Origin of the sequence: Sphingobium sp. WTD-1 (assembly GCF_030128825.1) — a bacterium.
Classification (GTDB): Bacteria; Pseudomonadota; Alphaproteobacteria; order Sphingomonadales; family Sphingomonadaceae; genus Sphingobium.
Genome location: NZ_CP119127.1, coordinates 4,364,295 through 4,389,562, shown reverse-complemented (window position 1 = coordinate 4,389,562; position 25,268 = coordinate 4,364,295). Strand labels below are relative to the sequence as shown.

The 25,268-nt window shown below is 64.7% G+C and carries 27 protein-coding genes; 21 read left to right on the top strand and 6 right to left on the bottom strand.

The genetic code is table 11. The features are described 5' to 3' along the window. Nucleotides 1–8 precede the first annotated feature (8 nt). The 7 genes from infB (at nucleotide 9) to N6H05_RS21770 (ending at nucleotide 5,910) form a co-directional block, all read left to right on the top strand. The gene (gene infB, locus N6H05_RS21800; RefSeq protein WP_284111656.1) at nucleotides 9–2,636 is read left to right on the top strand and encodes a translation initiation factor IF-2; all 2,628 of its coding nucleotides are present in this window, start codon (nucleotides 9–11) and stop codon (nucleotides 2,634–2,636) included. A gap of 150 nt (nucleotides 2,637–2,786) precedes the next feature. After that, nucleotides 2,787–3,185, top strand: a complete 399-nt coding sequence (gene rbfA, locus N6H05_RS21795; protein ID WP_284111655.1) for a 30S ribosome-binding factor RbfA — start codon at nucleotides 2,787–2,789, stop codon at nucleotides 3,183–3,185. A gap of 31 nt (nucleotides 3,186–3,216) precedes the next feature. Further along, nucleotides 3,217–3,498 (top strand): AbrB/MazE/SpoVT family DNA-binding domain-containing protein, encoded by a 282-nt coding sequence (locus N6H05_RS21790; protein ID WP_284111654.1) that lies wholly within the window; start codon nucleotides 3,217–3,219, stop codon nucleotides 3,496–3,498. Next, nucleotides 3,495–3,881 carry a type II toxin-antitoxin system VapC family toxin gene (locus N6H05_RS21785; protein ID WP_284111652.1) on the top strand — a complete coding sequence of 129 codons (387 nt, stop codon included), beginning with the start codon at nucleotides 3,495–3,497 and terminating at the stop codon, nucleotides 3,879–3,881. The genes N6H05_RS21790 and N6H05_RS21785 overlap by 4 nt, the downstream gene beginning before the upstream one ends. Continuing rightward, nucleotides 3,878–4,774, top strand: coding sequence for an alpha/beta hydrolase family protein (locus N6H05_RS21780; RefSeq protein ID WP_284111651.1), 897 nt, complete (start codon nucleotides 3,878–3,880; stop codon nucleotides 4,772–4,774). The genes N6H05_RS21785 and N6H05_RS21780 overlap by 4 nt, the downstream gene beginning before the upstream one ends. 9 nt (nucleotides 4,775–4,783) lie before the next feature. After that, nucleotides 4,784–5,362: a thymidine kinase gene (locus N6H05_RS21775; RefSeq protein ID WP_284111650.1), complete on the top strand. Its 579-nt coding sequence runs from the start codon at nucleotides 4,784–4,786 to the stop codon at nucleotides 5,360–5,362. Further along, nucleotides 5,359–5,910: a GNAT family N-acetyltransferase gene (locus tag N6H05_RS21770; RefSeq protein WP_349666200.1), complete on the top strand. Its 552-nt coding sequence runs from the start codon at nucleotides 5,359–5,361 to the stop codon at nucleotides 5,908–5,910. Before N6H05_RS21775 ends, N6H05_RS21770 begins: the two co-directional genes overlap by 4 nt. A 66-nt stretch (nucleotides 5,911–5,976) precedes the next feature. Here N6H05_RS21770 and N6H05_RS21765 read toward each other — a convergent pair whose 3' ends face one another. After that, nucleotides 5,977–6,672, bottom strand: coding sequence for an HAD family hydrolase (locus N6H05_RS21765; protein WP_284111649.1), 696 nt, complete (start codon nucleotides 6,670–6,672; stop codon nucleotides 5,977–5,979). A gap of 163 nt (nucleotides 6,673–6,835) precedes the next feature. Here N6H05_RS21765 and truB point away from each other — a divergent pair, with 163 nt between their 5' ends. The 11 genes from truB to N6H05_RS21710 all read left to right on the top strand — a co-directional run bounded on the left by truB (nucleotide 6,836) and on the right by N6H05_RS21710 (nucleotide 18,847). Further along, nucleotides 6,836–7,744 (top strand): tRNA pseudouridine(55) synthase TruB, encoded by a 909-nt coding sequence (truB, locus tag N6H05_RS21760; protein ID WP_284114294.1) that lies wholly within the window; start codon nucleotides 6,836–6,838, stop codon nucleotides 7,742–7,744. A 17-nt stretch (nucleotides 7,745–7,761) separates the two neighbouring features. Then, a complete protein-coding gene (gene rpsO, locus N6H05_RS21755; RefSeq protein WP_010337408.1) occupies nucleotides 7,762–8,031 on the top strand; it encodes a 30S ribosomal protein S15 in 270 nt (89 codons plus the stop codon). A 202-nt stretch (nucleotides 8,032–8,233) separates the two neighbouring features. Next, nucleotides 8,234–10,549, top strand: a complete 2,316-nt coding sequence (pnp, locus tag N6H05_RS21750) for a polyribonucleotide nucleotidyltransferase (RefSeq protein ID WP_097382524.1) — start codon at nucleotides 8,234–8,236, stop codon at nucleotides 10,547–10,549. A 147-nt stretch (nucleotides 10,550–10,696) separates the two neighbouring features. After that, nucleotides 10,697–11,716, top strand: a complete 1,020-nt coding sequence (locus N6H05_RS21745; protein ID WP_284111648.1) for a sensor histidine kinase — start codon at nucleotides 10,697–10,699, stop codon at nucleotides 11,714–11,716. A 67-nt stretch (nucleotides 11,717–11,783) separates the two neighbouring features. Then, nucleotides 11,784–12,572 (top strand): outer membrane protein assembly factor BamD, encoded by a 789-nt coding sequence (locus N6H05_RS21740; RefSeq protein ID WP_037492082.1) that lies wholly within the window; start codon nucleotides 11,784–11,786, stop codon nucleotides 12,570–12,572. Nucleotides 12,573–12,624: 52 nt separating this feature from the next. Next, entirely contained in the window at nucleotides 12,625–14,286 is a 1,662-nt protein-coding gene (gene recN / locus N6H05_RS21735; protein WP_284111646.1) for a DNA repair protein RecN, read from the top strand. 141 nt (nucleotides 14,287–14,427) lie between these two features. Further along, nucleotides 14,428–14,802, top strand: a complete 375-nt coding sequence (locus N6H05_RS21730) for a putative quinol monooxygenase (protein ID WP_284111645.1) — start codon at nucleotides 14,428–14,430, stop codon at nucleotides 14,800–14,802. Beyond that, nucleotides 14,799–15,164 (top strand): hypothetical protein, encoded by a 366-nt coding sequence (locus tag N6H05_RS21725; protein ID WP_284111644.1) that lies wholly within the window; start codon nucleotides 14,799–14,801, stop codon nucleotides 15,162–15,164. The genes N6H05_RS21730 and N6H05_RS21725 overlap by 4 nt, the downstream gene beginning before the upstream one ends. A 33-nt stretch (nucleotides 15,165–15,197) precedes the next feature. Then, nucleotides 15,198–17,309, top strand: a complete 2,112-nt coding sequence (ligA, locus tag N6H05_RS21720; protein WP_284111643.1) for an NAD-dependent DNA ligase LigA — start codon at nucleotides 15,198–15,200, stop codon at nucleotides 17,307–17,309. Nucleotides 17,310–17,423: 114 nt separating this feature from the next. Then, on the top strand, nucleotides 17,424–17,741 hold the full coding sequence (locus N6H05_RS21715) for a hypothetical protein (protein WP_004211293.1): 318 nt from the start codon (nucleotides 17,424–17,426) through the stop codon (nucleotides 17,739–17,741). Nucleotides 17,742–17,818: 77 nt separating this feature from the next. After that, complete coding sequence (locus N6H05_RS21710) at nucleotides 17,819–18,847, top strand: acyltransferase family protein (RefSeq protein ID WP_284111642.1); 1,029 nt, start codon at nucleotides 17,819–17,821, stop codon at nucleotides 18,845–18,847. Here the strand turns inward: N6H05_RS21710 and N6H05_RS21705 are convergent. Continuing rightward, nucleotides 18,844–19,236, bottom strand: coding sequence for a winged helix-turn-helix transcriptional regulator (locus N6H05_RS21705; protein WP_284111640.1), 393 nt, complete (start codon nucleotides 19,234–19,236; stop codon nucleotides 18,844–18,846). The two genes, N6H05_RS21710 and N6H05_RS21705, sit on opposite strands and share 4 nt — an antisense overlap. 110 nt (nucleotides 19,237–19,346) lie before the next feature. On the opposite strand from N6H05_RS21705, the gene N6H05_RS21700 reads away from it, so the two are divergent. Next, nucleotides 19,347–19,958, top strand: a complete 612-nt coding sequence (locus N6H05_RS21700) for an NAD(P)-dependent oxidoreductase (RefSeq protein ID WP_284111639.1) — start codon at nucleotides 19,347–19,349, stop codon at nucleotides 19,956–19,958. Nucleotides 19,959–20,035: 77 nt separating this feature from the next. Here the strand turns inward: N6H05_RS21700 and yghU are convergent, their stop codons facing one another. From yghU to N6H05_RS21680, 4 genes are all read right to left on the bottom strand, one after another. After that, nucleotides 20,036–20,905 carry a glutathione-dependent disulfide-bond oxidoreductase gene (yghU, locus tag N6H05_RS21695; RefSeq protein WP_284111638.1) on the bottom strand — a complete coding sequence of 290 codons (870 nt, stop codon included), beginning with the start codon at nucleotides 20,903–20,905 and terminating at the stop codon, nucleotides 20,036–20,038. Nucleotides 20,906–21,002: 97 nt separating this feature from the next. After that, nucleotides 21,003–21,440 (bottom strand): universal stress protein, encoded by a 438-nt coding sequence (locus N6H05_RS21690; protein ID WP_284111637.1) that lies wholly within the window; start codon nucleotides 21,438–21,440, stop codon nucleotides 21,003–21,005. Between the two features lie 125 nt (nucleotides 21,441–21,565). After that, entirely contained in the window at nucleotides 21,566–21,847 is a 282-nt protein-coding gene (locus N6H05_RS21685; RefSeq protein WP_284111636.1) for a hypothetical protein, read from the bottom strand. Nucleotides 21,848–22,103: 256 nt separating this feature from the next. Then, a complete protein-coding gene (locus N6H05_RS21680; protein WP_284111634.1) occupies nucleotides 22,104–22,508 on the bottom strand; it encodes a hypothetical protein in 405 nt (134 codons plus the stop codon). 654 nt (nucleotides 22,509–23,162) lie between these two features. On the opposite strand from N6H05_RS21680, the gene groES reads away from it, so the two are divergent. Both groES and groL read left to right on the top strand, forming a co-directional pair. Next, nucleotides 23,163–23,450 (top strand): co-chaperone GroES, encoded by a 288-nt coding sequence (gene groES, locus N6H05_RS21675; protein WP_004211301.1) that lies wholly within the window; start codon nucleotides 23,163–23,165, stop codon nucleotides 23,448–23,450. 92 nt (nucleotides 23,451–23,542) lie between these two features. Then, nucleotides 23,543–25,186 carry a chaperonin GroEL gene (gene groL, locus N6H05_RS21670; RefSeq protein ID WP_004211302.1) on the top strand — a complete coding sequence of 548 codons (1,644 nt, stop codon included), beginning with the start codon at nucleotides 23,543–23,545 and terminating at the stop codon, nucleotides 25,184–25,186. Nucleotides 25,187–25,268 lie beyond the last annotated feature (82 nt).

Sequence of the window (25,268 nt, the reverse complement as noted above, 5' to 3'; positions counted from 1 at the left end):
CATAGTCGATGAGTGACAGCAACGAAGACAAGCCGGTTCTGGGCCGCAAGCCGCTGGGGATCAAGCGCACGGTCGAGTCCGGTCAGGTGCAGCAGCAGTTCAGCCATGGCCGCAAGAACACGGTCGTGGTTGAGGTGAAGCGGCGCCGCGTCCCCATGGGCAAGCCGGGTGAAAGCACCGGCGCTGCGCCCGCTGCTGCGCCCCAGGCTGATCCGACGCCGGCCGCGCCCGCAGCGCCGGCCGCACCCCGTCCCGCCGCGCCTGCGCCGCAGCAGCGCGCGCCGCAGCCCGCCCCCGTGCGCCAGGCGCCGCCGCAGAGCCTGATGTCGCGTCAGGAACTGCAGGCCAAGCTGCTGCGCGAGGCCGAGGAAGCCCGCATGGCCGCGCTGGAAGATGCGCGCCGCCGTGAGGATGCCGCACGCCTTGCCGCCAGCGAGGAAGAAAAGCGCCGCGCCGAGGAAAATCGCCAGGCTGCCGAAAATGCCGAGGTCGAGGCCGCCAAGGCGGCCGAAGCCGCCGAGCAGGCCAAGGTCGCCGAAGCCGCCAAGCCGGCTGCGCCGGTCGAGGCACCGGCCGCGCCGGCTGTTGCAGCCGAGTCTGCCGCTGCCGCCCCGGCTGCGCCCGCCGCCCCGGCGACCACCAGCTCGACCATGCCGCCGCCGCGCCGCTTCACCCCGGTCGCGCCGGTCAAGCGCCCCGAGCCGGCCAAGCCCGATCGTGCCAAGCGCAACGACGATAATCGCCGCCAGTCCGGCAAGCTGACCGTCACCCGCGCGCTTGCGGACGATGACAGCGCCCGTGCCCGCAGCCTCGCCGCGCTCAAGCGCGCCCGCGAGAAGGAACGTCGTGCCCATTATTCGGGCGGCAGCCAGCCGCGCGAGAAGCAGAGCCGCGACGTCGTGGTGCCCGAAAGCATCACCGTGCAGGAACTGGCCAACCGTATGGCCGAAAAGGGCGCGGACCTGGTCAAGGCCCTGTTCAAGATGGGCACCGCCGTCACGCTCAACCAGCCGATCGATCAGGATACGGCGGAGCTGCTGGTCGAGGAATTCGGCCACCGCATCCAGCGCGTGTCGGATGCCGACGTTGAAATCGGCATGGAAGGTGAGGCTGACGCACCCGAAACGCTCAAGCCGCGTGCCCCGGTCGTGACCATCATGGGCCATGTCGACCACGGCAAGACCTCGCTGCTCGACGCGCTGCGCGGCACTGACGTGGTAGCCGGCGAAAGCGGCGGCATCACCCAGCATATCGGCGCCTATCAGGTGAAGACGAAGAGCGGTGATCTCATCACCTTCCTCGATACGCCGGGCCACGAAGCCTTCTCGGAAATGCGTGCCCGTGGCGCGAACGTCACCGACATCGTCATCCTGGTGGTGGCGGCCGATGACGGCCTGATGCCGCAGACGATCGAAGCCATCAACCACACCAAGGCTGCTGGCGTGCCGATGATCGTCGCGATCAACAAGTGCGACAAGCCCGACGCGAACCCGCAGAAGGTGCGTGAGCGCCTGCTGAGCGAGGAGATCGTGGTCGAGGACATGGGCGGTGACGTCCAGGACGTTGAAGTGTCGGCGCTCAAGAAGACCGGCCTCGATGAACTGATCACCAAGATCCTGCTCCAGGCCGAAGTCATGGAACTGACCGCCAACCCCGATCGCGATGCCGAAGGCAATGTGATCGAGGCGCAGCTCGACAAGGGCCGTGGTGCGGTTGCGACGGTTCTCGTCCGCAAGGGCACGCTGAAGATCGGCGACACCTTCGTCATCGGTTCGGAAAGCGGCAAGGTCCGCGCGATGATCAACGACAAGGGCCAGCAGGTGAAGGCCGCCGGTCCCTCGACCCCGGTCGAGGTTCTGGGTCTGTCGGGCGTGCCGATGGCCGGTGACCAGCTCACCGTCGTCGAGAATGAAGCGCGCGCCCGCGAAGTCGCTGCCTATCGTCAGGAACAGGCGACCAAGAAGCGCACCACGGCTGCCCCGACCAGCTTCGAGCATATGTTCTCGGCGCTGAACACCAAGGTCATCGAATATCCGGTGGTGGTGAAGGGCGACGTGCAGGGTTCGGTCGAAGCGATCGTGTCCTCGCTCAACCGCATCTCGACCGACGAGATCAAGGTCCGCATCCTGCATTCGGGCGTCGGCGCGATCACCGAAAGCGACGTCACGCTGGCCGCTGCCAGCCGCGCGCCGCTGATCGGCTTCAACGTCCGTCCCAATGCCAAGGCCCGTCAGCTCGCCGAGCGCGAGAAGATCAGCCTGCGTTACTATGACGTGATCTACGACCTGCTTGAGGAAGTTCGCGGCGAAATGGCTGGCCAGCTCGCCCCCGAACGGATCGAGACGATCGTCGGCCGCGCCGAGGTGCTGCAGGTCTTCCCGGCCGGCAAGAAGGACAAGGCGGCTGGTCTGCTCGTCCTCGACGGCATCATCCGCAAGGGTCTGGCCGCGCGCCTCACCCGCGACGATGTCATCGTGTCGCGCACCAACATCGCGTCGCTGCGTCGCTTCAAGGACGATGTCTCCGAAGTCCGCGCCGGCATGGAGTGCGGTGCGGTCCTGCAGGACACCAACGACATCAAGCCGGGCGACACGCTCGAACTGTTCGAAGTCGAAGAGCGCGCACGCACGCTGTAAATCAAGGCGAACGATCTTCCCTTCGGGGAAGGACCGGGGGTGGGTGCGATTGTGCAAGCAATCGCTTCCACCCTTTCGTTATTCGGCCGTGCCCGCTACGCTCACCATCCAACCTGCACCCTCCCGGCCGGGGAGGGGGAGTTATTGAATATGTCCAACCAGCCCGAAGGCCCCTCTGTCCGCCTGCTGCGCGTCGGCGAACAGGTGCGCCATGTCCTTTCCGACATTCTCCAGCGCGGCGACGTGCATGACGATGTGCTGACCCAGCATGTGGTCAGCGTCACCGAAGTGCGCATGTCGCCCGACCTGCGCCACGCCACCGTCTTCATCAAGTCGCTGCTCGGCAAGGATGAGGAGGCGGTGCTCAAGGCGCTGCGCACCAACACCGCCTATCTCCAGCGCGAAGTCGCGCACCGCATCCGTCTCAAATATGCGGCGAAGCTCAAATTCCTGTCGGACGAGAGCTTCGACGAGGGCAGCCATATCGACAAGCTGCTCCGGGACCCCAAGGTTGCCCGCGATCTGGAGCAGGATGACGGCGAAGATTGACTCATGACGCGGTAAGACGCATCTTTCCGCCATGAACGCCAAGACTACCCTGTCGGCCAAAGGCCAGGTCGTCATCCCCAAGGATGTCCGTGACCAGCTTGGGCTTGCGCCGGGGCAGGTGCTGGATGTCGTGCCGATGGGCGGCGGCATATTGTTGAAACCGCAACAGCAGAAATCCGGTCGCAGCTTCGACGAGATCGTGGCCGGCATTCGGGCCCGTATCGCCTATGATGGCCCGCCCGTGACGATCGAGGAAATGAACGAGACGATTGCGGAGGGCTGGCGCAAGGCGGCCGAGGATAGTGATCGTTGAAGGCGATCGATACCAATATCCTCGCTCGGGCGCTGGTCCGGGATGATGTGCGGCAGGCCGAAATTGCCGACGCCTTGATTGCCGATGGCGTGTTCATCCCGCTCACCGTCATGCTGGAAACGTCCTGGCTTCTTGGCAGCCGCTACAAGGTCGGGCGCCTTGCCCTGGCTGATATTCTGTCGGAAATCATCGATTTGCCGGGGGTGACCGTTGAGCAGGGCGATGCTCTCGGTTGGGCGATCGCGCAGTTTCGCGGCGGTGCCGACATTGCCGATGCCATTCATGTCCTCGGTGCCAACGGTGCCGATGCTTTCGTGACGTTTGACGGAGAGGCTTTCCGCAAGCTGGTCGATCCGCCCGTAGCCATCGAGGTTCCCGAATGAAGCGCTTCTTGTCCGTCCTGATGCTCGCCAGCGCCGTGATTGCCCCCGCCATCGCCCGCGAACCCGCCATCCATCCCGCTGTCATCACCGATCCGGCGCCCGACGCCGCCAATCCCGCACGGATGGACGCGTTCGTCATTCCCTCGGGCGAGGGCGCGATGAATGCGGTCATGTATGTCGCGGCCGGCAGCGGCGTGCATCCGACCCTGCTGCTGCTTCACGGCTTTCCGGGCAATGAGCAGAATCTGGATCTGGCCCAGGCCGCGCGCCGCGCCGGCTGGAACGTGCTGACTCTCCATTATCGCGGCTCATGGGGCAGCCCCGGCATCTTCTCCTTCACCAATGCGGCGGAAGATGCGTTCAACGCGCTGCTTTTCCTCGAAGAGGCCTCGACCGTCGCCAAATATCGCATCGACACCAGTGTGATCGTGGTCGCCGGCCACAGCATGGGCGGCTTCATGGCGGCGGAGGCGGCTGCCGCCGAGCCGCGCGTCGCCGGCCTGTTCCTGATCGATCCCTGGGATCCCGCCCAGACCGTCGCCGCGCTCGCCACACCGCAGGGCGAGGCAGGTTGGAAGGCCGAGGTGGCGGGCGACCTGCCGCCGCTGTCGGGCGCCAGCTATGAAAGTCTGACCGCCGAGATCAAGGGCGATGCGCAGAAGTTTGACCTTGGCCGCAAGCTGGTCGGCTATGGCCGTCGTCCGCTGACCATCATCGGTGCCGAACGCGGCATTGGCGCGATGGCGCGCAAGGTGGGGGCGGATGCCCAGTCGGCCAATCCCAATAGCCGCCTGATGGTCTGGCCGACCGATCACAGCTTCTCCGACAAGCGGATCGCGCTCGCCGACGCGCTGGTACGTTTCCTGGCTGGCGTTGCGCCGACGCTGCGCTAAAGCGCGGCCATGGCGAAGCTCTATTTCTATTATAGCTCGATGAATGCGGGCAAATCGACGACCCTGCTACAATCGAGCTTCAACTATCAGGAACGCGGCATGGCGACGATGCTGTGGACCGCGGCGGTCGACGATCGCTTCGGCCATGGTCGGATCGCGTCGCGCATCGGGTTGGAGGCGCAGGCCCATCTGTTCGAGCCGGGCGTCGACATGCTCGCCGCCATCGCCGCCCAGCATGAGGTGACGCCGCTGTCCTGCGTGCTGGTGGACGAGGCGCAGTTCCTGACCCGCGATCAGGTCTGGCAACTCGCGGCGGTCAGCGACAGCCTGAACATCCCCGTCCTCTGCTACGGCCTGCGCACCGATTTCCAGGGGGAATTGTTCGAGGGCAGCGCCCATCTGCTCGGCCTTGCCGACGCGCTGACCGAGATCAAGACGGTGTGCGATTGCGGCCGCAAGGCGACGATGAACCTGCGCGTCGATGCGTCGGGCCGGGCGATCCGCCAGGGCGCCCAGACCGAGATTGGCGGCAATGACCGTTATGTGGCGCTGTGCCGTCGCCATTTTGTCGAGCAGATGCGCGGATGAGCCGGATGGACGATCTGCTGGCGCCGATCGAAGCGCCCGGCCTTTATCTGGAGCAACTGGCCGACCATCATCGCGAAGCGCTGCGCGCCATCTGCCCGATCGACGATCCGGTGTGGGAGATTTATCCCAACCATCTCGCCGGCGCGGATTTCGATCCGACCTTCGACGCGATCCTGGCGACGCCCAATCGCTACACGTTTCTCATTCTGGCCGATGGTCAGTCGGTCGGCATGTCGGGCTATCTCAATGTCGATGCCGCGCATAATGGCCTGGAACTGGGCGGCACCTATATGACGCCGTCGGTGCGCGGCACCGGGCTCAATGGCCGGATCAAGCCGCTGCTGCTCGACCGCGCCTTTGCCTGCGGCTTCACCCGCGTCCAATTCTGCATCGATGCGCGCAACATCCGCTCGCAAAAGGCGGTGGAGAAGCTGGGCGCCGTGCGCGAGGGTGTGCTGCGCAAGCAGCGCATCACCTGGACCGGCCATGTCCGCGACACGGTGATCTACTCGATCCTCGCCGGCGAATGGGCTGCCCGCGCCGCCTGACGTTTCGTCATTGCGAGCGCAACGAAGCAATCCATGGATCGCCACGCTTCGCTCGCGATGACGATATCAATCTATCCCGGCAATCCAGTCGGGCAATTCGCCCAGCCGTTCCAGCTGGGTATAGCGGGCCGCGCCGATCGGCGGCTGCGCCCGCTCATGCGACCAGGCGCCCTCCTGTGGGATGAACGCCGCCCACGCCCCGGCCTCCAGCGCCGGCAATATGTCCGACCGCATCGAATCCCCGGCCATCACCGCCTGTTCGGGCGCGATGCCATGGCGGGCGAACAGAGTGCGGAAGGTGTCGACCTTCTTGTCGCTGACGATCTCGATCCCGGAAAACAGGTCGCCCAGGCCTGACGCGGCCAGCTTGCTTTCCTGGTGCAGCAGGTCGCCCTTGGTCACCAGCACCAGCGGGCCGATGTCCGCCAGCCGCTCCAGCGTCTCCTCCACCCCGTCGAACAGCTCGACCGGATGGGCCAGCAGCGCGCGGCCCGCCGCCAATATGTCCTGGATCATCGCTGTCGACAGTTGATCGCCGGCCAGTTCCACCGCCGCCTCGATCATCGAGAGGGTGAAGCCCTTGGCGCCATAGCCATAGAGCGGCAGGTTGCGGATCTCGCAGGCGATCAGCCGCTCGCGCGTCACATCGACATCGGCAAAGGGTTGCAGCATGTCGGTCAGCGCGTCCTGGGTCGCGTTGAAATGGCGCATATTGTGCCACAGCGTATCGTCGGCATCGAGGCAGATGAGCTTGATCGTCATGGCACCGGAATAGCGGAGCGCGGGGCAGGGGGAAATGGCTGATCGTCGAGGCGTTTCATCCTTCCTTCCATTGGCCTCCGTTTCTCGACAGGCGCGAAACGAGCGGACGTCAGGGCGCAATAAGGGCTGACAGGGCATGGCGGGCGCTATAGAGCGCGCCGCCATGCACGGCTGGATCATCCTCGACAAACCCCATGGCCTCGGCTCGACCCAGGCGGTCAGCGCAGTGAAGCGCGCGCTGCGGACCCAGCGCGAGGTGCTGGGCGGCACGGAGAAATGGAAGGTCGGCCATGGTGGCACGCTCGATCCGCTGGCGACCGGGGTGCTGCCGATCGCGATCGGTGAGGCGACCAAGCTCGCCGGCCGGATGCTCGACAGCGACAAGATTTACGACTTCACCATCGCCTTTGGCGCACAGACCGATACGCTCGACCTGGAGGGCAAGGTCATCGCGCAAAGCGATGTGCGCCCGACGCTGGCGCAGTTGGAGGCGGTGCTGCCGCGCTTCATCGGTCCGATCGAACAGGCGCCGCCCGCCTATAGCGCGATCCTGATCGACGGCCAGCGCGCCTATGACCTCGCCCGCAAGGGGGAGCAGGTGGAGATGAAGACGCGATCGGTGGCGATCCATGCGCTGGCGATCGCGGGGCAGGAACAGGAAGAGGGCGCACTCGCCGCCGTCACCCTTGCCGCCCATGTCTCCAAGGGCACCTATATCCGCTCCCTCGCCCGCGACATCGCGCTGGCGCTCGGCACGGTCGGCCATGTCACCATGTTGCGGCGGATCAAGGCCGGGCCCTTTACCCTGGAAACCGCGATTTCGCTGGACAAACTGGACGAAGCTGCTAGGGGCGGCGACATCGGCGAGCTTATGCTCCCGTTGACGGCAGGGCTGGACGATATCCCGGCTCTTGCAGTCTCTCCCGATGAAGCATTGGCACTCCGACAGGGGAAGATGCTCATGGGGAAACCGCACACCGGTCTCCTGCTGGCGATGTTGGGCGATACGCCTGTCGCGCTGGTGGAGTCCAGTGGCCCGGAGATCCGGGTGGTGCGCGGCTTCAATCTCTAGATACGAAAGGAAGCCCGATGTCGATCACTGCAGAGCGCAAGGAAGCGCTGATCAAGGAACATGCCCGCGTCGAAGGCGACACCGGTTCGCCGGAAGTCCAGGTTGCGATCCTGTCGGAGCGCATCTCGAACCTGACCGAGCATTTCAAGGGTCACCACAAGGATAACCACAGCCGTCGCGGCCTGCTGATGCTGGTCAACAAGCGTCGTTCGCTGCTGGACTATCTGAAGAAGAAGGATGCGGCTCGCTACACCGACCTCATCACCAAGCTGGGCCTGCGTAAGTAAGCCTGCTAATAAGGGACGGCCCCATTCGGGGCCGTTTCCGATTCTAACGGACGTCCTTTTGGGGATGTCATTCGGGACGGGCGCAATCCGGCGCCCCGTTTCGTTTCAGGGGCCACACGATGCTCCACAACCGCCGCGGACCGGTTTCGTCCGCATATGAGGCCCCGCCCGGCAATAGGGCCAGGTGGGCAAAGGAACATATATGTTCGATGTAAAGAAAGTTTCGATCGAGCTGGCCGGCAAGACGCTGACCCTCGAAACCGGCCGGATCGCGCGCCAGGCCGACGCCGCCGTGCTGGCAACCTATGGCGAAACCGTGGTGCTGTGCGCCGTGACCGCCGCCAAGTCGGTGAAGGAAGGCCAGGACTTCTTCCCGCTGACCGTTCACTATCAGGAAAAATATTCGGCCGCCGGCCGCATTCCGGGTGGCTTCTTCAAGCGTGAGCGTGGCGCCACCGAGAAGGAAACCCTGGTTTCGCGCCTGATCGACCGTCCGATCCGCCCGCTCTTCCCCGAAGGCTTCTACAACGAAATCAACGTCATTGCCCAGGTGATGTCGTTCGATGGCGAGAGCGAGCCCGACATCGTCGCGATGATCGCTGCTTCCGCTGCCCTGACCCTGTCGGGCGTGCCCTTCATGGGCCCGATCGGCGCTGCCCGCGTCGGTTACAAGGATGGCGAATATCAGCTGAACCCGTCGCTGGACGAAGTGAAGACCGGCGAACTCGACCTGGTCGTCGCTGCCACCAGCAACGCCGTGATGATGGTCGAATCCGAAGCCAAGGAACTGTCGGAAGACGTCATGCTCGGCGCCGTCCTGTTCGCCCATGAAGCGAGCAAGAAGGTCGTCGACGCGATCATCCAGCTGGCCGAAAAGGCTGCCAAGGATCCGTGGGAAATGGCCAAGGGCGACGATCTCGGCGCGCTGAAGGGCAAGCTCAAGGATCTGATCGGTGGCGACATCGCCGCTGCCTACAAGCTGACCGACAAGTCGGCCCGCTCGAACGCCCTGAACGAAGCCCGCGCCAAGGCGAAGGCGATGTTCACGGAAGACGGCCTCGACGCCCAGACCGTGATGGCCGGCATCAAGCTGACCAAGAAGCTGGAAGCCGAGATCGTCCGTGGCGCCATCCTGAAGGACGGCCAGCGCATCGACGGCCGCACCACCACCCAGATCCGTCCGATCGAGGCGATGGTCGGCTTCCTGCCGCGCACCCATGGTTCGGCCCTGTTCACCCGTGGCGAGACGCAGGCGATCTGCACCACCACGCTGGGCACCAAGGACGCCGAGCAGATGATCGACGGCCTCACCGGCCTGCACTATGAAAACTTCATGCTGCACTACAACTTCCCGCCCTATTCGGTCGGTGAAGTGGGCCGCTTCGGTGCGCCGGGTCGTCGTGAAGTCGGCCATGGCAAGCTCGCCTGGCGTGCGCTGCACCCGGTGCTGCCGACCAAGGACGAATTCCCCTACACCATCCGCGTTCTCTCGGACATCACCGAGTCGAACGGTTCCTCGTCGATGGCCACCGTCTGCGGTGGTTCGCTCTCGATGATGGACGCGGGCGTTCCGCTCAAGCGTCCGGTGTCGGGCATCGCCATGGGCCTGATCCTGGAAGGCAGCGACTTCGCCGTCATCTCGGACATCCTGGGCGACGAGGATCACCTCGGCGACATGGACTTCAAGGTCGCTGGCACGGAAGCCGGCATCACCACCATGCAGATGGACATCAAGGTTGCCGGCATCACGCAGGAAATCTTCGAGACCGCCCTGCGCCAGGCCAAGGAAGGTCGCGCCCACATCCTGGGTGAGATGAACAAGGCCCTGTCCTCGACCCGCACCGAACTCTCGGCGCACGCTCCGCGCATCGAGACGATCCAGATCGATAAGTCGAAGATCCGTGACGTCATCGGCACCGGCGGCAAGGTCATCCGCGAGATCGTCGCGGAAACCGGCGCCAAGGTCGACATCGACGACGAAGGCATCATCAAGATTTCGTCGTCCGACACTGCCCAGATCGAAGCTGCCAAGAAGTGGATTCTCGGCATCGTCGAGGAAGCGGAAGTCGGCAAGATCTACACCGGCAAGGTCGTCAACATCGTCGACTTCGGTGCGTTCGTGAACTTCATGGGTGGCAAGGACGGCCTCGTCCACGTCAGCGAAATGAAGAATGAGCGCGTCGAAAAGCCGACCGACGTCGTGTCGGAAGGCCAGGAAGTGAAGGTCAAGGTTCTCGAGATCGATCCGCGCGGCAAGGTTCGCCTGTCGATGCGCGTCGTCGATCAGGAAACCGGCGAGGAACTGGAAGACACCCGTCCGGCCCGCGAACCGCGTGAACCGCGCGGTGACCGTGGTGATCGCGGCGATCGTGGTCGTGGCCCGCGCCGTGACGGCGGCGACCGTGGCGGCCGTGGCGGCGATCGTGGCCCGCGCCGCGACCGTGGCCCGCGCAGCGAAGGCAAGGGCGACGATGACGGCTCCAACGCCGGCCTGCCCGACTTCCTGACCCAGGACTGATCGGCAGCATCATCGCTGACAGGAAAATGGGGCGTCCGGTTCGACCGGGCGCCCTTTTTCGTGACGAATCCCGTCAGGGCTGATTTCGATCAAGGCGCGGGGGGCGACATCTGATACGCTCGCGTCACGGTCCCGGGGGGAATATCCATGCAACGCAGGAATGAGCGGTTTGTCGAGCGCCTGCCGCTCGTGCTTCCAAGACCGGTCTATGGCTATGCCCTGAGCCTGCTGCTGTGCATGCTCGCCTGGCTGGCGCGCGTCGCTGCCGAGACGCTGCTGCCGGTCGGCTATCCCTTCGTCACCTTCTTCCCGGCGGTCATCCTCTCCTCCTTCCTGTTCGGGGTGCGTCCGGGCATCTTTGCCGCCGTGATCGGCGGGCTGCTGTCCTGGTATTGCTTCATCCCGCCTGCCTATGCGCTGGCCTTCAACCCCGGCGTCGCCATGGCGCTGGTCTTCTACACGATGGTCGTGGCCGTCGACATATTGCTCATCCACTTCATGCAGCGGGCCAATTTCAACCTGGCGGTGGAGCGGGAGCGCAGCCGCGCCCTGGCCGAGAATCGCGAATTATTGTTCCGCGAACTCCAGCACCGCGTATCGAACAATCTTCAGGTGGTGGCCGCCATGCTCTCGCTCCAGCGGCGCCAGATCGACAATGATGTCGCCCGTCGCGCGCTCGACGATGCCGCCGCGCGCCTCGCCCTGATCGGCAAGATCAGCCGCGCCCTCTATGATCCGTCGGGGCAGGGGCAGGATCTGCGTGGCTTCATGGTCATGCTCTGCGCCGATATCGTCGATGCCTCCGGTCGCACCGATATCGATTGCACCATCTGCGCGCCCGATGGCCTGTCGCTGGAACCCGATGTCATCGTGCCGCTGGCGCTGATCGTGGCGGAGTCGGTCAGCAACGCGATCGAACATGGCCTGCCCGATCGTGCCGGCCGCGTCGCGGTGACGCTGGAGCAGCAGGCGGACGGCGCGCTCCACCTGCGCATCGTCGACGATGGGCGCGGCCTGCCGGACGGGACCATGCCCGACGGGCCGACCAGCATCGGCCTGCGCATCGCCGTCGCGCTGGCGCAGCAGCTGGGCGGCCGCTTCCGGCTGGAACCGGCGCCGGATGGCGGCGCCATGGCCTGCCTCGACCTGCCGCAACAGACGCGCTGACACGGCTTAACGTTCTGCAACATTCTGGCGCTTGGCGACGGCGATCCGCTCGGCTATGACCCGGCGCATGCTGACGAAAACCCTGACGCGCATCGGCGCGGCCACCACTCTGGTCCTGATCGCCTCGCCTGTGCTGACCGGCTGCTCCACATCGAAGAACAAGGCTGACACCCTCTACGTCGCCCGCGACGTGTCGACCCTCTACAACAGCGGCAAGGCCCGCCTCGATCGCGGCCAGTACAAGCTCGCCGCCGCGCTGTTCGATGAGGTCGAGCGCCAGCATCCCTATTCGCCCTGGGCCCGCCGCGCGCAGCTCATGTCGGCATTCAGCTATTATATGAACCGCGACTATCCGGAATCGATCGCGGCCTCGCAGCGCTTCCTGTCGATCCACACCGGCAACAAGGACGCGCCCTACGCTTATTATCTGATCGCGCTGTGCTATTATGAGCAGATTGCCGACGTCACCCGCGACCAGAAGATCACGCAGCAGGCGATGGATGCGCTGGGCGAACTGATCCGCCGCTATCCCGACACCCGCTATGCCGCCGACGCCCGTCTGAAGGTCGACCTGGTGAATGACCACCTTGCCGGCAAGGAAATGGAGCTGGGCCGCTTCTACCAGCGCCGGGGCCAGTGGCTCGCCGCCACGCTGCGCTTCCGCACCGTGATCGACAAGTTCCAGACCACCACCCACACGCCCGAAGCGCTGGAGCGTCTGGTCGAATCCTATCTCTCGCTCGGCATCCCGGCCGAAGCGCAGAAGGCCGCTGCCGTGCTGGGTCGTAACTATCCCGGCACCAAATGGTATGAGCGCAGCTACAAGCTGATGCAGCAGCATCCGGTCAAGAGCTGAGGCGCACGCTTTATTTGTTCCCCTTTTGTGCGATGGCAGGTAGACAGGCGCGATGCTGACCTCGCTTGCCATCCGCAATGTCGTGCTGATCGAGGCGCTGGACCTGGAGTTCGGCGCCGGCCTGTCCGTCCTTACCGGTGAAACCGGCGCGGGCAAGTCGATCCTGCTCGATTCGCTGGGGCTGGCGCTCGGCGTCCGCGCCGATAGCGGCTTGGTCCGGGCAGGGGAGGCGCAGGCCAGCGTCACCGCCAGCTTCGATCCGCCGCCCGCCGGTCATCGCGCCGCGCTGCTGCTGGCCGACAATGGCATCGAGATCGAAGCCGGCGAACCGCTGCTGATCCGCCGCACGGTCAAGGCCGATGGCGGCAGCCGCGCCTTCATCAACGACCAGGCCTGTTCCGCGGCGCTGCTGCGCGATCTGGGCGGCGCGCTGGTCGAAATCCACGGCCAGCATGACGATCGCGGCCTGCTCAACGCCCGCGGCCACCGCGCCCTGCTCGACACCTATGGCCGTTGCGAGGCGGAGGCGGTCGCCACCGCTCATGCCGCCTGGCGCGCCGCCGCCGCCGATCTGGCACAGGCGCGCGACACCGTCGCCAATGCCGCGCGCGATCGCGACTATCTCGACCATGCCGTCGCCGAACTGTCGAAATTCGCGCCCGAAGCCGGCGAGGAAGCGACCCTGGCGGAGGAGCGCGCGACCATGCAGAAGGGCGCGCGCCTGTCCGACGATCTGTCCGCCGTCACCGATTGCCTGACCGGCTCGGATGGCGGTCTTGCCCAGTTGCGCCAGGCCGCCCGCCGGCTCGACCGGATCGCAGGCGAATATGAACCGCTCTCCGCCGTGCTGGAAGCGCTGGACCGCGCCGTGATCGAAGCGGGCGAGGCGGAGGACAAGCTTGCCGAGGCGGCCGAGGCGCTGAGCTTCGACCCCGCCCGGCTGGATGCGATCGAGACCCGGCTGTTCGACCTGCGCGGCCTGGCCCGCAAGCATCAGGTCGCGCCCGACGATCTCGCCGCGCTGCGCGACGAGATGGTCGTGCGCCTCGCCGCGATCGAGGGTGGGGAGGAGCATATCGCCGCGCTCGAAGCCGATGTGGCGCGCAGGGCGGCAACCTATCGCGCCGCTGCCCAGGCGCTGTCGGCCGAGCGCCAGCTTGCCGCCGGCCGGCTCGATGCGGCGGTCGCGGGCGAACTGGCGCCGCTGAAGCTGGACGCCGCCCGCTTCCGCACCGTCGTTGCGCCACTGGATGAAGGGCAATGGAGCGGCGCCGGCATGGACCGGGTCGAGTTCGAGATTTCGACCAATCCCGGCGCGCCCTTCGCGCCGCTCGCCAAGATCGCCTCGGGCGGCGAACTCTCCCGCTTCATCCTTGCGCTCAAGGTCGCGCTGGCGGAGCAAGGCGGGGCCGACACCTTGATCTTCGACGAGATCGACCGGGGCGTTGGCGGCGCGGTGGCCGATGCGATCGGTGAGCGCCTGTCGCGCCTGGCGCAGAGCAACCAGATCCTCGTCGTCACCCACAGCCCCCAGGTCGCGGCGCGCGGTACCGGCCATATGCTGATCGCGAAATCGAGCGACGGTACCGTCACCCGCACCGGCGTCCACGCGCTCAGCGATGGCGAACGCCGCGAGGAAATCGCCCGCATGCTCTCCGGCGCGGAAATTACCGCCGAAGCGCGCGCACAGGCGGAACGGCTGCTGGAAGCTTGAGGCTTGCCAATTCGCGCGTTTCACATACCGTTCGGGCTGAGCGAAGTCGAAGCCTTCACCTGAGCGAAGCGAAGGCGCCTCGCTCCGCTCGGCGCGTCCTTCGACTTCGCTCAGGACGAACGGAGGGGATAGGACAGCCGCATGACCCATAATCGCAGAGACATGCTCGGCCTCACTGCCGCGACGCTGGCCGCAACGGCCATCCCCGCCGGCGCGCAGGAGGCGACACCGCGCTACGGCCTGATCGGTCAGATGCTCAGCACGCCCGGCAAGCGCGACGAACTGGTCGGCTATCTCAAGGATGCGATCGGCGCGATGCCCGGCTGCCTCTCCTATGTCGTGGCGCTCGACACCGCCAATCCCGACGCGCTCTGGATCACCGAAGTCTGGGACAGCCGCGAAAGCCACGCCGCCTCGCTGAAACTCCCCGCCGTCCGCGCCGCCATCGCCAAGGCCCGCCCGATCATCGCCGGCTTCCCGCAGCATTTTGAAACCGTGCCGGTGGCGGGTATATGAGCGAGATGGAAACCATCACACTTTGGCGCCCGGTCGGTCCGGCGGAACTGGAACTGCTCCGCGATACGGCCATGCGCGCTTTCCCACCGCGCCTGCCGGAACAGCCGATCTTTTATCCCGTCACGACCCGTGACTATGCCATCAAGATCGCGCGCGACTGGAATGTACCGGCCAGCGGCAGCGGCTTTGTGACCGAGTTTGATGTCCGCAAGGACTATCTCGATCACTATGATGTGCAGGAGGCCGGCGGCCGTGCGCATCGGGAATATTGGATTCCGGCCGAGGAAATGGATAGTTTCAACGCGGCGATCGTCTGCAAAATAAGGGTTGTGGATATCTTCCCGGAAGACGCGACGGTCTAGCGCAATGAGGGGCTGGCAGTCTAAGGCATCCCCATGACCGATCCCGCCAGCCTTACCGAAGCCGAAGCCGCCAACCGCCTGATGCGCCTTGCCAGGGAGGTGGCGAAGCATAACCGCCTCTATCATGACCAGGACGCGCCGGAGATCAGCGATGCGGACTATGACGCGCTGATCCGCGAGAATAATGCGCTCGAAGCGGCCTTCCCGCATTTGATCCGCGCCGACTCGCCCAATGCACAGGTCGGCGCCGCCGCCACCTCGGCGCTCAAGAAGGTGCCGCATGCCGTGCGCATGATGAGCCTCGACAATGGCTTTGCCGACGAGGACATCGCCGAATTCGCCGCCCGTGTCCGCCGCTTCCTGGCGCTGGCCGAAGATGCGCCGGTGGCGATGACTGCCGAGCCGAAGATCGATGGCCTGTCCTGTTCGCTGCGCTATGAGCAGGGCGAACTGGTGCTGGCCGCGACCCGCGGCGACGGCACCACGGGCGAGGATGTGACCGCCAATGTCCGCACCATCGCCGACATCCCGCAGCGTCTGACCGGCGAAGCCATCCCCGACCTGTTCGAGGTGCGGGGCGAGGTCTATATGGCCAAGGCGGATTTCGTCGCCCTCAACCAGCGGCTGCTGGACGAGGCGGAGGATGCCGACAAGGCGCGCCAGTTCGCCAATCCGCGCAACGCCGCCGCCGGATCGCTGCGCCAGAAGGACGCCAGCGTCACCGCCAGCCGTCCCTTACGCTTCCTCGCCCATGGCTGGGGCGCCCATAGCGCGCTGCCCGCCGACACCCAGTTGGGCGTGATGCAGGCGATCGCGAGCTGGGGCCTGCCGGTGTCCGACATGCTGGTCTGCGTCGACAGCATCGACGCGATCCTGGCCCATTATCGCGCGATCGAGCGCGCGCGCGCCGACCTGCCCTTCGACATTGACGGCGTGGTCTACAAGGTCGATCGGCTCGACTGGCAGCAGCGGCTCGGCTTCGTCGCCAAGGCGCCGCGCTGGGCGATCGCCCATAAATTCCCGGCCGAACGCGCCCAGACCACGCTGGAGGCCATCGACATCCAGGTCGGTCGCACCGGCAAGCTGACCCCGGTCGGGCGCCTGACCCCGGTGACGGTCGGCGGCGTCGTCGTCTCCAACGTCACGCTCCACAATGCCGACGAGATCGAGCGGCTGGGCGTGCGGCCGGGCGACCGCATCGTCGTCCAGCGCGCCGGCGACGTCATCCCGCAGGTGGTCGACAATCTCACCCGTGACGAAGTGCGCGAACCCTTTCCCTTCCCCACCCACTGCCCCGTCTGCGGATCGGAAGCAGTGCGCGAGGAGGAGGAAGTCGATTATCGCTGCACCGGCGGGCTGATCTGCGCCGCCCAGCGGTTCGAGCGACTGCGCCATTTCGTCAGCCGCGCCGCGCTCGATATAGAGGGGCTGGGCGAAAAGACGATCGAGGAATTTCTCGATCTTGGCTGGATCAAGGAGCCGGCCGACATTTTCCGCCTGCGCACCCATGCTGGCGAATTGTTGGGGCGTGAGGGCTGGAAGGAAAAGTCGGTCGACAATCTGCTTGCCGCGATCGAGGCGAAGCGCGCGCCCGACGCCGCCAAGCTGCTGTTCGGCCTGGGCATCCGTCATGTCGGCGCCGTCACCGCGCGCGATTTGCTGAAACGTTACACCACGCTTCGCGCGCTGCGCACCCTGGCGGACGAGATCATCGCCCTGCGCGATCGGGATTATGAGACGCAGGCCAAGAAGGACAAGGCGATCGCCGAGCATATCGGGGTCGAGAATGTCGGCGCCGCCGTCGGCCATGCGCTCGCCGACTTCTTCCACGAACCCCATAATGTCGAGGCATGGGACGATCTTCTTTCCGAAGTGTCGCCGCCCGATTATGTCGTAGAGACCACCGCCAGCGCGGTCACCGGCAAGATCGTCGTCTTCACCGGCAAGCTGGAAACCATGAGCCGCGACGAGGCCAAGGCGCAGGCAGAGCGCCTGGGCGCCAAGGCGGCGGGATCGGTCAGCGCCAAGACTGACCTGGTCGTCGCCGGCCCTGGCGCGGGATCGAAGCTCAAACAGGCGACGGCGCTCGGCATCGAGGTGATTAGCGAACAAGACTGGGCTGACATCGTCAGGGCGGCAGGCTAGAGCATTTTCGAAGCAGATGGTATCATCTGCTGGCTCGGAAAATGCGGAAAATAAAAGGAAAGTAGAGCATAATCCATTCAGAATGAATGGATTATGCTCTATAGGGCGACCATCATGTCAAACAGCAACAACAGCGGCACCGTCCTGGTCGACGGCGCGCATTATGATTGGGAAGTGCGGCGCGAACCGCAATGGAGCGATGCCGATGGCTGGCGCGGCATGACCGTCGCCCTGCAGCAGCAGGGGACGCAGCGCGGCGCCGTGCTGGAATTTCCGCCACCCAAGCGCCTGCTCAAGGGACTGGCGCGCGGACGGCTCCAGATCAACGACGCCATCGTCGCCCGCGGCGTGCGCGCGGCGCTGGCGGCCGGCTGGGAACCGGAATCGCGCGGCAAGCCGATGCAGTTCATGGTCGACGCCGACGGCAATTGATGCCGGCGCCCCGACGCGGGCGCTATCGTTCACGCAAATTTACCCAATCTTATCGCGTGGGGGCGTAGGACAGGGGCATGATGGGGCAGGGTCGGACGCGATTGCAGGAACTGGACGCGTTGCGCGGCATCGCGGCCTTTTCCGTGCTGCTCTTCCATTATTTCAACATCTATCCCAAGCTCTTCCCGCACGGCCATCGCCTGCCGCCCTTGTTCGAACATGGCGGCTATGGCGTGCTGCTCTTCTTTGCGATTTCCGGCTTCGTCATCGCCTTCTCGCTGGAAGGGACGCGCAGCGCCGCCGATTTTGCGGTCAAGCGCTTCGCCCGGCTTTTCCCGGTCTATTGGGCGGCGATGGCGCTTTCGATCGGCATCGTCCTGCTGCTCGGCGCCGGCCAGTTGCTGCCGCCCGCCTGGGTGATCCCGGTCAACATGACGATGCTGCAGGGCTATTTCTATCTGCCCGCGGTCGACGGCGTCTACTGGACGCTGGGGGTCGAACTCGCCTTCTATTGCTGCATGCTGGCGATCTGGATGGGGCGCGGCTTTGCCCGGCTCGAATGGCTGCTGCTCGGCTGGCTGGCGATCAAGGCCGCGATCGCCGGCTGGCACGCCATGCCCAGCCGCCTCGTCATGCTGCTGGTGCTCGACTATATCCCCTTCTTCATCATCGGCATGCTCTTCTACCGCATCTGGTCGGGCCATCGCCGCTGGGGCCAGCAGGCGCCCTTCTTCGTGGCGGCGCTGGCGACGGTCGCCTGGGCCGATAGCCACGAATATCTGGTCGCGGCGCTGCTGGTGATGGTGATCTTCGCCGCGATGCTGCGCGGCTGGCTGTCCTTCCTGCGCCATCGGCTGCTGCTCTGGCTGGGGGCGATCAGCTACGCGCTCTACCTCATCCACCATAATGCCGGGCTGGCGATCATGAACCAGGTCGACCGCGCCGGCCTGTCGACCTGGATCGGATTCCTTCTGGCGACCGCTGCTTCGCTGCTGCTGGCGAGCGCGCTCACCTATGGCGTCGAGCGTCCCCTCGCCCGCCGCATCAACCGCTGGTGGCGTGACCGCACCGTGTCGCAGGGGCAGCGCGCCACCCAGGCCGGTTAGGCGGCCTCGACCTCGCGCGCGTCATGCGCCCGGCGCGCATCCATGATCGCGCCGACATGGCCCTCGGCCCAGCGGGTGATCTGGTCCAATATGCCGATCAGCCCCTGCGCCATCTCGGTCAGCCGATATTCCACCGTCACCGGCACCGTGGCATAGGCGGCGCGGCTCACCAGCCCGTCCCGCTCCAGGCTCTTCAATGTCTGCGACAGCATCTTCTGCGAGATCGCGCCGATCCGCCGGCGCAGATCGTTGAACCGCACCGGTCCGTCCTTCAACGTCAGCATCACCAGCACCGCCCATTTGTCGCCGATCCGGTCCAGCACATGGCGGGTCGGGCAATCGGGATCATAGACGTCGCCAGTGCGGGGCAGGGGCGTGGGCGCAGTCATGGCAGGCGGTTTCCTCGGCGTAACCAGGTGATGGCAAAGTGCCTTCTTGCGACCATGATATCCTAATCGCTATCTGGTTTCCATTGGTAACTACCCATGGAGAATGGAACATGAAGATCGCGATCATCGGCGGCAGCGGCCGTGCGGGGCGGGAAATCAGCGCGGAACTGGCCCGTCGCGGCCATCAGGTGACGGCGATCTCGCGCCATCCCGAAAATGCCGTGCAGGACGCCGGCATCACCGCCGTCGCCGGCGATGTCAATGATGCGGCCGCGCTCAGCGGGCTGCTCGCCGGCCATGATGCAGTGGTGAGCGCTGTGATGTTCGCCGACACCGATCCGGCGTCGCTGGTCGGCGCGGTGCGCGCGTCTGGCGTGGCCCGCTATCTGGTGGTCGGCGGCGCCGGTAGCCTGGAGGTCGCGCCGGGCGTCAAGCTGATCGACACGCCGGAATTTCCCGAAGCCTATAAGGCGGAAGCCGGCCGGGGCGGCGATTTCCTCGCCTATCTGCGCGGCGTGGCGGATCTCGACTGGACCTTCCTCTCGCCCTCCGCTTTGTTCTTCGTCGGCGATCGCAAGGGGGATTTCCGCCTCGGCACCGACCAGTTGCTGGTCGATGGCGAGGGCAATAGCAGCATCTCCTATGCCGATTATGCCATCGCGCTCGCCGATGAGATCGAAACGCCGAAACATAGCCGCCAGCGCTTCACCGTGGGGTATTGATCCTTCGTCATTGCGAGCGGAGCGAAGTAATCCATGGATCGCCACGCTTCGCTCGCGATGACGAGCGGGGTGGCCGTTTAAGCCACCCCCTCCAGTCTGTCCTGTGTCTTCGTGGCGAAGTCGCCGGCGTCATGCCGCTCGTGCAGTTGATCCTCCAGCGGCCCGTTGGTCTTGTTGACGATCCGCCCGCGCTTCACCGCCGGGCGCGCATCGATCTGGTTCGCCCAGCGCAGCACATTCTTGTAGCTGCCCGCGTCCAGAAACTCCGCCGCGCCATAGACCCGGTTCAGCAGCACGCCCGCATACCAGGGCCACACCGCAATATCGGCGATCGAATATTCGTCGCCGGCCAGATAGTCATTCTCTGCCAGATGCCGGTCCAGCACGTCCAGCTGCCGCTTCACTTCCATCGTGTAGCGGTTGATCGGATATTCATATTTTTCCGGCGCATAGGCGAAGAAATGGCCAAAGCCGCCGCCCAGGATCGGCGCGCTGCCCATCTGCCAGAACAGCCAGCTCAGCGCCGCGGTGCGCTTGGCCGGATCGGTCGGCAGGAACTTGCCGAACTTCTCGGCCAGATAGAGCAGGATCGCGCCGGATTCGAACACGCGCTGCGGCGGCGACACGCTATGGTCCATCAACGCGGGGATCTTGCTGTTGGGATTGACGTCGACAAAGCCGCTGCCGAACTGGTCGCCATCGCCGATGCGGATCAGCCAGGCATCATATTCGGCCTGCGTGACGCCCGCCTCCAGCAATTCCTCCAGCAGGATCGTCACCTTCTGCCCATTGGGCGTGCCCAGCGAATAGAGCTGGAGCGGATGCGGGCCTACCGGCAATGCCTTGTCATGGGTGGCGCCGGCGATCGGCCGGTTGATATTGGCAAAGGCGCCGCCCTTATCCTTGTCCCAAATCCACACGGCGGGCGGGGTATAGCTGTCGGTCATGCGGGCATCGCTCCGATAAATCTCTGATGCCCGGCAGGTAGGAACGGCGCCCGCCCGCCGCAACCGAGCGCCACTCAACCCCTGTTGATTATTTCTGCTATTTGGGTGCTTGCGTCCGTACCACCAGCACGCTGACCGGCGACTGGTGGATGATCGCCGACGCATTGGACCCCAGCAGCTTGGACGTGAGCGAGGGCTGATGCGATCCGATCACCACCAGGTCGGCCTTCAGCCGCGCCGCCTCGCTCAGAACCTCGTCGCGCACCCGCCCGCGTCGGGTCAGGAAATGGGTGCGATCGGGCGCCAGCCCGGCCTCGCTCGCCCATGTCTTCATCGCCGCCAGCGCATCGCGCTCCTCATTCTCGTCGAAACTGCCGTCCAGCAGCTCGGAATAGCGGGTCGGCAGATAATAGCGGACATAGAGCAGATGGACGACGCCCTGGTTCCCCGCCACATCGGCCGCGCCGGCAATGGCGGCACGGGCGAGGTCCGGGGCGTTGACATCGACGGCGGCGACGATCGTGGCACAGGACATGGCGCTCTCCTCTTATCGCTTATGCGCCGTCCAACCCGTGACGCGCGCGCGGGATGCCCCAGCCATCAAAGATTCCCGACCCGACATGAATAAGGACATGCCGCAATCGCCGGGCAAATGGGGCGCTAGTTCCGTTCTGCTCTCACTTCATTTCTCTCGGGCAGGAAGGAGATGGCCCGAATGATCCAGCCAACACATAATAGAGCGAAGGCCAAGAGGATGCTGACAAAGCCGCCGGGCATGAGAATCTCATACATCGCCTGTCGCGCATGATCGAAAGAGTCTGCCACTGGGCGCGGGCGAATGAGCAGGCCGCTGACGATCATCGCGCAACTGGCTACCAGAAGCGCCCAGCCTGCAACGATTTGCGATGCGCCGGTGGGACGTTTCGTCGACGCTTTCTCCATAGCGCTTTGGTTTCCTCGTCTTGTTCCAATTGATTCTCATGCCATCGGGATGAGATAACGACCATTGCAACAGCAGGAAAATCTCCATGTTGGCAATTATCGTTACGAACCTGTTTGTTGGGGCTGGCATCCCAGGCAGGCGCACGAGACATAAACGGATAGCGCGAGACGATTGGCCTCTTTCTGTCACCGCCTGAGACCCCAGCTTCCGCTGGGGTGACGGAGTTGGGCGGGAAGCGGATGGATCGCTAACGCTTCAATATGGATCGCGATACTCTGACTTGAGCCATCTGGGCCACGTGCCTTCCACGTTGGTTATTTGAGTCACTTCAAAAGCGATGCCGTCGCCGTCTTTACGGTTGATCACATGACCTTGAACCTCGGCCCTGTAAAATTGCGCGCCTGCGCTGCTTGGCCCGTCCCCGTTCCGTGAGGTCTTTGAAAGAGAGTAACCTTCAGGCAGCAGGGCAGGACCGCCACCCTCGCATGCTAATGGCAGCATGATTGTGCGCCCAACATGAGTGGCTTCGAGTATCACCACGCCTGCGAAGCGATCTCCTGCTTGCAGATCGGAAACCTGAAAGCAGGGCGACAATTCCTTTTCGGCCATCGTGCAACTGGAAAAGGCGACGACGAGAAGAGGGCTGGCCCATCGGATCATAGGGCGCATCATGCTCTAGAATTTCATCGCCAGCAAATGGCTGCTTCGCGCCATACTGTCCTACATGCCCGATTTCTGATCTACCCTGCGCGATGGACCCGCGCCTTTCTCCGCATCGCCGCCGCTGCCTCGCCTGTAGCCTTATCGGCGCGCGGCAGGGGCCTATGTGTCGCGTTGCCGTCGCCTCGCCGCCGCATGACGGGCGCGCGCCACTGACCCGCACCCCCACACCCCCGAGGCGCGACAGGCGCATAGCCGACGCGTTCCCGGCGCGTTGGCGGTGCAAAAGGTCCGGAAACCCCGTTTACACTGTGAACTTCGACAGACGCGTTTCGCGATTCTGCCACCTGTCGCGTCGCAATCCCCGTGCGGTCCGTCGCGCCCGGCATGACGGGGCAGGGTGATTGCGCTATGGCCTGCGTGCCTGCCCGATCGATCCCCGATCCATCGGGATGGCGAAATTTTTATCCCGTCCCGCCCTTGACCGGCGAAACGACTTTTCCATATGCATGCCGCTAGCACTCTCTATCCGCGAGTGCTAACAATGAGAGAGTTCATCGGGAGAAGGACAAGGCGGGGCACAATATCGCACGGGGACATTCCTCTTGCGGGCCGCGCCGGACCCATCCCAGCACAAAGGGAAAGGCAATCATCATGGCATTCCGTCCGTTGCATGACCGCGTTCTCGTTCGCCGCATTGAAGCGGAAGCGAAGACGGCCGGTGGCATCATCATCCCCGACACCGCCAAGGAAAAGCCGCAGGAAGGCGAAATCGTCTCCGTCGGTTCGGGTTCGAAGGCCGAAGACGGCAAGGTCACTCCGCTGGACGTCAAGGCCGGCGATCGCGTGCTGTTCGGCAAGTGGTCGGGCACCGAAGTCAAGGTCGACGGTGAAGACCTGCTCATCATGAAGGAATCGGATATTCTGGGTATTGTCGCCTAAAAAGGCGACGGGCTGGGTATCGTCGCCTGAGCGACAGCAACCCGCAGAATTTCGGTTTTCCATTTTTCCCTATTTTTCGAAGGAATTAGATCATGGCAGCGAAGGACGTAAAGTTTTCGCGTGACGCTCGTGAGCGCATCCTGCGCGGCGTCGACATCCTGGCCGACGCGGTCAAGGTGACCCTGGGCCCGAAGGGCCGCAACGTCGTCATCGACAAGAGCTTCGGCGCTCCCCGCATCACCAAGGACGGCGTCAGCGTCGCCAAGGAAATCGAACTGAAGGACAAGTTCGAGAATATGGGCGCCCAGATGGTCCGCGAAGTCGCTTCGAAGACCAACGACATCGCCGGTGACGGCACCACCACCGCGACCGTTCTGGCTCAGGCCATCGTGCGCGAAGGCATGAAGTCGGTTGCCGCCGGCATGAACCCGATGGACCTGAAGCGCGGCATCGACCTCGCCGTCGCCAAGGTTGTCGAGGACATCCAGTCGCGTTCGAAGCCGGTTGCCGGTTCGGCCGAAGTGGCCCAGGTCGGCATCATCTCGGCCAATGGCGACAAGGAAGTCGGCGAGAAGATCGCCGAAGCCATGGAAAAGGTCGGCAAGGAAGGCGTCATCACCGTGGAAGAGGCCAAGGGTCTCGACTTCGAGCTGGACGTTGTCGAAGGCATGCAGTTCGACCGCGGCTACCTGTCGCCCTACTTCATCACCAACCCGGAAAAGATGGCTGTCGAGCTGGCTGATCCGTACATCCTGATCCACGAGAAGAAGCTCTCGAATCTGCAGTCGATCCTGCCGATCCTGGAAGCCGTGGTGCAGTCGGGCCGTCCGCTCCTCATCATCGCCGAGGACATTGAAGGCGAAGCGCTGGCGACCCTGGTCGTCAACAAGCTGCGCGGCGGCCTGAAGGTTGCTGCGGTCAAGGCACCGGGCTTCGGCGACCGCCGCAAGGCCATGCTGGAAGACATCGCCGTCCTGACCAAGGGCGAAGTGATCTCGGAAGACCTGGGCATCAAGCTCGAAAACGTCACCCTGGGCATGCTGGGCACCGCCAAGCGCGTCACCATCGACAAGGACAACACCACCATCGTCGATGGCGCCGGTGATGCCGACTCGATCAAGGGCCGTACCGAGCAGATCCGTGCGCAGATCGAAGTCACCACTTCGGACTATGACCGTGAAAAGCTGCAGGAACGCCTGGCCAAGCTGGCTGGCGGCGTTGCCGTCATCAAGGTTGGCGGTGCGACCGAAGTCGAAGTGAAGGAGCGCAAGGATCGCGTCGACGACGCCCTGCACGCGACCCGCGCTGCCGTCGAAGAAGGCATCGTCCCCGGTGGCGGTACCGCGCTGCTCTACGCGACCAAGGTTCTTGAAGGCGTCGCTGGCGCCAATGACGACCAGACCCGCGGCATCGACATCGTCCGCAAGTCGCTGACCGCGCTGGTTCGCCAGATCGCCGCCAACGCCGGCCATGACGGTGCTGTCGTCTCGGGCAAGCTGCTCGACCAGACCGACACCTCGTTCGGCTTCAACGCGTCGACCGACACCTATGAAAACCTGGTTGCCGCTGGCGTCATCGACCCGACCAAGGTCGTGCGCACCGCGCTCCAGAACGCTGCCTCGGTTGCTGGTCTGCTGATCACCACCGAAGCCGCGGTTTCGGAACTGCCCGAAGACAAGCCCGCCATGCCCGCCATGCCGGGTGGCATGGGCGGCATGGGCGGCATGGACTTCTAATTCGGTCGCGACCGAAACGAAGTTCTCGCACATGCGACAAGAAAGGGGCCGGTGGAGCGATCTACCGGCCTTTTTCATGCCT

Bases quoted from the DNA above. Each gene is read 5' to 3' on its own strand.
- infB (WP_284111656.1), top strand. From the start codon at position 9: ATGAGTGACAGCAACGAAGACAAGCCGGTTCTGGGCCGCAAGCCGCTG.
- rbfA (WP_284111655.1), top strand. From the start codon at position 2,787: ATGTCCAACCAGCCCGAAGGCCCCTCTGTCCGCCTGCTGCGCGTCGGC.
- N6H05_RS21790 (WP_284111654.1), top strand. From the start codon at position 3,217: ATGAACGCCAAGACTACCCTGTCGGCCAAAGGCCAGGTCGTCATCCCC.
- N6H05_RS21780 (WP_284111651.1), top strand. From the start codon at position 3,878: ATGAAGCGCTTCTTGTCCGTCCTGATGCTCGCCAGCGCCGTGATTGCC.
- N6H05_RS21775 (WP_284111650.1), top strand. From the start codon at position 4,784: ATGGCGAAGCTCTATTTCTATTATAGCTCGATGAATGCGGGCAAATCG.
- N6H05_RS21770 (WP_349666200.1), top strand. From the start codon at position 5,359: ATGAGCCGGATGGACGATCTGCTGGCGCCGATCGAAGCGCCCGGCCTT.
- N6H05_RS21765 (WP_284111649.1), bottom strand. From the start codon at position 6,672: ATGACGATCAAGCTCATCTGCCTCGATGCCGACGATACGCTGTGGCAC.
- truB (WP_284114294.1), top strand. From the start codon at position 6,836: ATGCACGGCTGGATCATCCTCGACAAACCCCATGGCCTCGGCTCGACC.
- rpsO (WP_010337408.1), top strand. From the start codon at position 7,762: ATGTCGATCACTGCAGAGCGCAAGGAAGCGCTGATCAAGGAACATGCC.
- pnp (WP_097382524.1), top strand. From the start codon at position 8,234: ATGTTCGATGTAAAGAAAGTTTCGATCGAGCTGGCCGGCAAGACGCTG.
- N6H05_RS21745 (WP_284111648.1), top strand. From the start codon at position 10,697: ATGCAACGCAGGAATGAGCGGTTTGTCGAGCGCCTGCCGCTCGTGCTT.
- N6H05_RS21740 (WP_037492082.1), top strand. From the start codon at position 11,784: ATGCTGACGAAAACCCTGACGCGCATCGGCGCGGCCACCACTCTGGTC.
- recN (WP_284111646.1), top strand. From the start codon at position 12,625: ATGCTGACCTCGCTTGCCATCCGCAATGTCGTGCTGATCGAGGCGCTG.
- N6H05_RS21730 (WP_284111645.1), top strand. From the start codon at position 14,428: ATGACCCATAATCGCAGAGACATGCTCGGCCTCACTGCCGCGACGCTG.
- N6H05_RS21725 (WP_284111644.1), top strand. From the start codon at position 14,799: ATGAGCGAGATGGAAACCATCACACTTTGGCGCCCGGTCGGTCCGGCG.
- ligA (WP_284111643.1), top strand. From the start codon at position 15,198: ATGACCGATCCCGCCAGCCTTACCGAAGCCGAAGCCGCCAACCGCCTG.
- N6H05_RS21715 (WP_004211293.1), top strand. From the start codon at position 17,424: ATGTCAAACAGCAACAACAGCGGCACCGTCCTGGTCGACGGCGCGCAT.
- N6H05_RS21710 (WP_284111642.1), top strand. From the start codon at position 17,819: ATGATGGGGCAGGGTCGGACGCGATTGCAGGAACTGGACGCGTTGCGC.
- N6H05_RS21705 (WP_284111640.1), bottom strand. From the start codon at position 19,236: ATGACTGCGCCCACGCCCCTGCCCCGCACTGGCGACGTCTATGATCCC.
- N6H05_RS21700 (WP_284111639.1), top strand. From the start codon at position 19,347: ATGAAGATCGCGATCATCGGCGGCAGCGGCCGTGCGGGGCGGGAAATC.
- yghU (WP_284111638.1), bottom strand. From the start codon at position 20,905: ATGACCGACAGCTATACCCCGCCCGCCGTGTGGATTTGGGACAAGGAT.
- N6H05_RS21690 (WP_284111637.1), bottom strand. From the start codon at position 21,440: ATGTCCTGTGCCACGATCGTCGCCGCCGTCGATGTCAACGCCCCGGAC.
- N6H05_RS21685 (WP_284111636.1), bottom strand. From the start codon at position 21,847: ATGGAGAAAGCGTCGACGAAACGTCCCACCGGCGCATCGCAAATCGTT.
- N6H05_RS21680 (WP_284111634.1), bottom strand. From the start codon at position 22,508: ATGATCCGATGGGCCAGCCCTCTTCTCGTCGTCGCCTTTTCCAGTTGC.
- groES (WP_004211301.1), top strand. From the start codon at position 23,163: ATGGCATTCCGTCCGTTGCATGACCGCGTTCTCGTTCGCCGCATTGAA.
- groL (WP_004211302.1), top strand. From the start codon at position 23,543: ATGGCAGCGAAGGACGTAAAGTTTTCGCGTGACGCTCGTGAGCGCATC.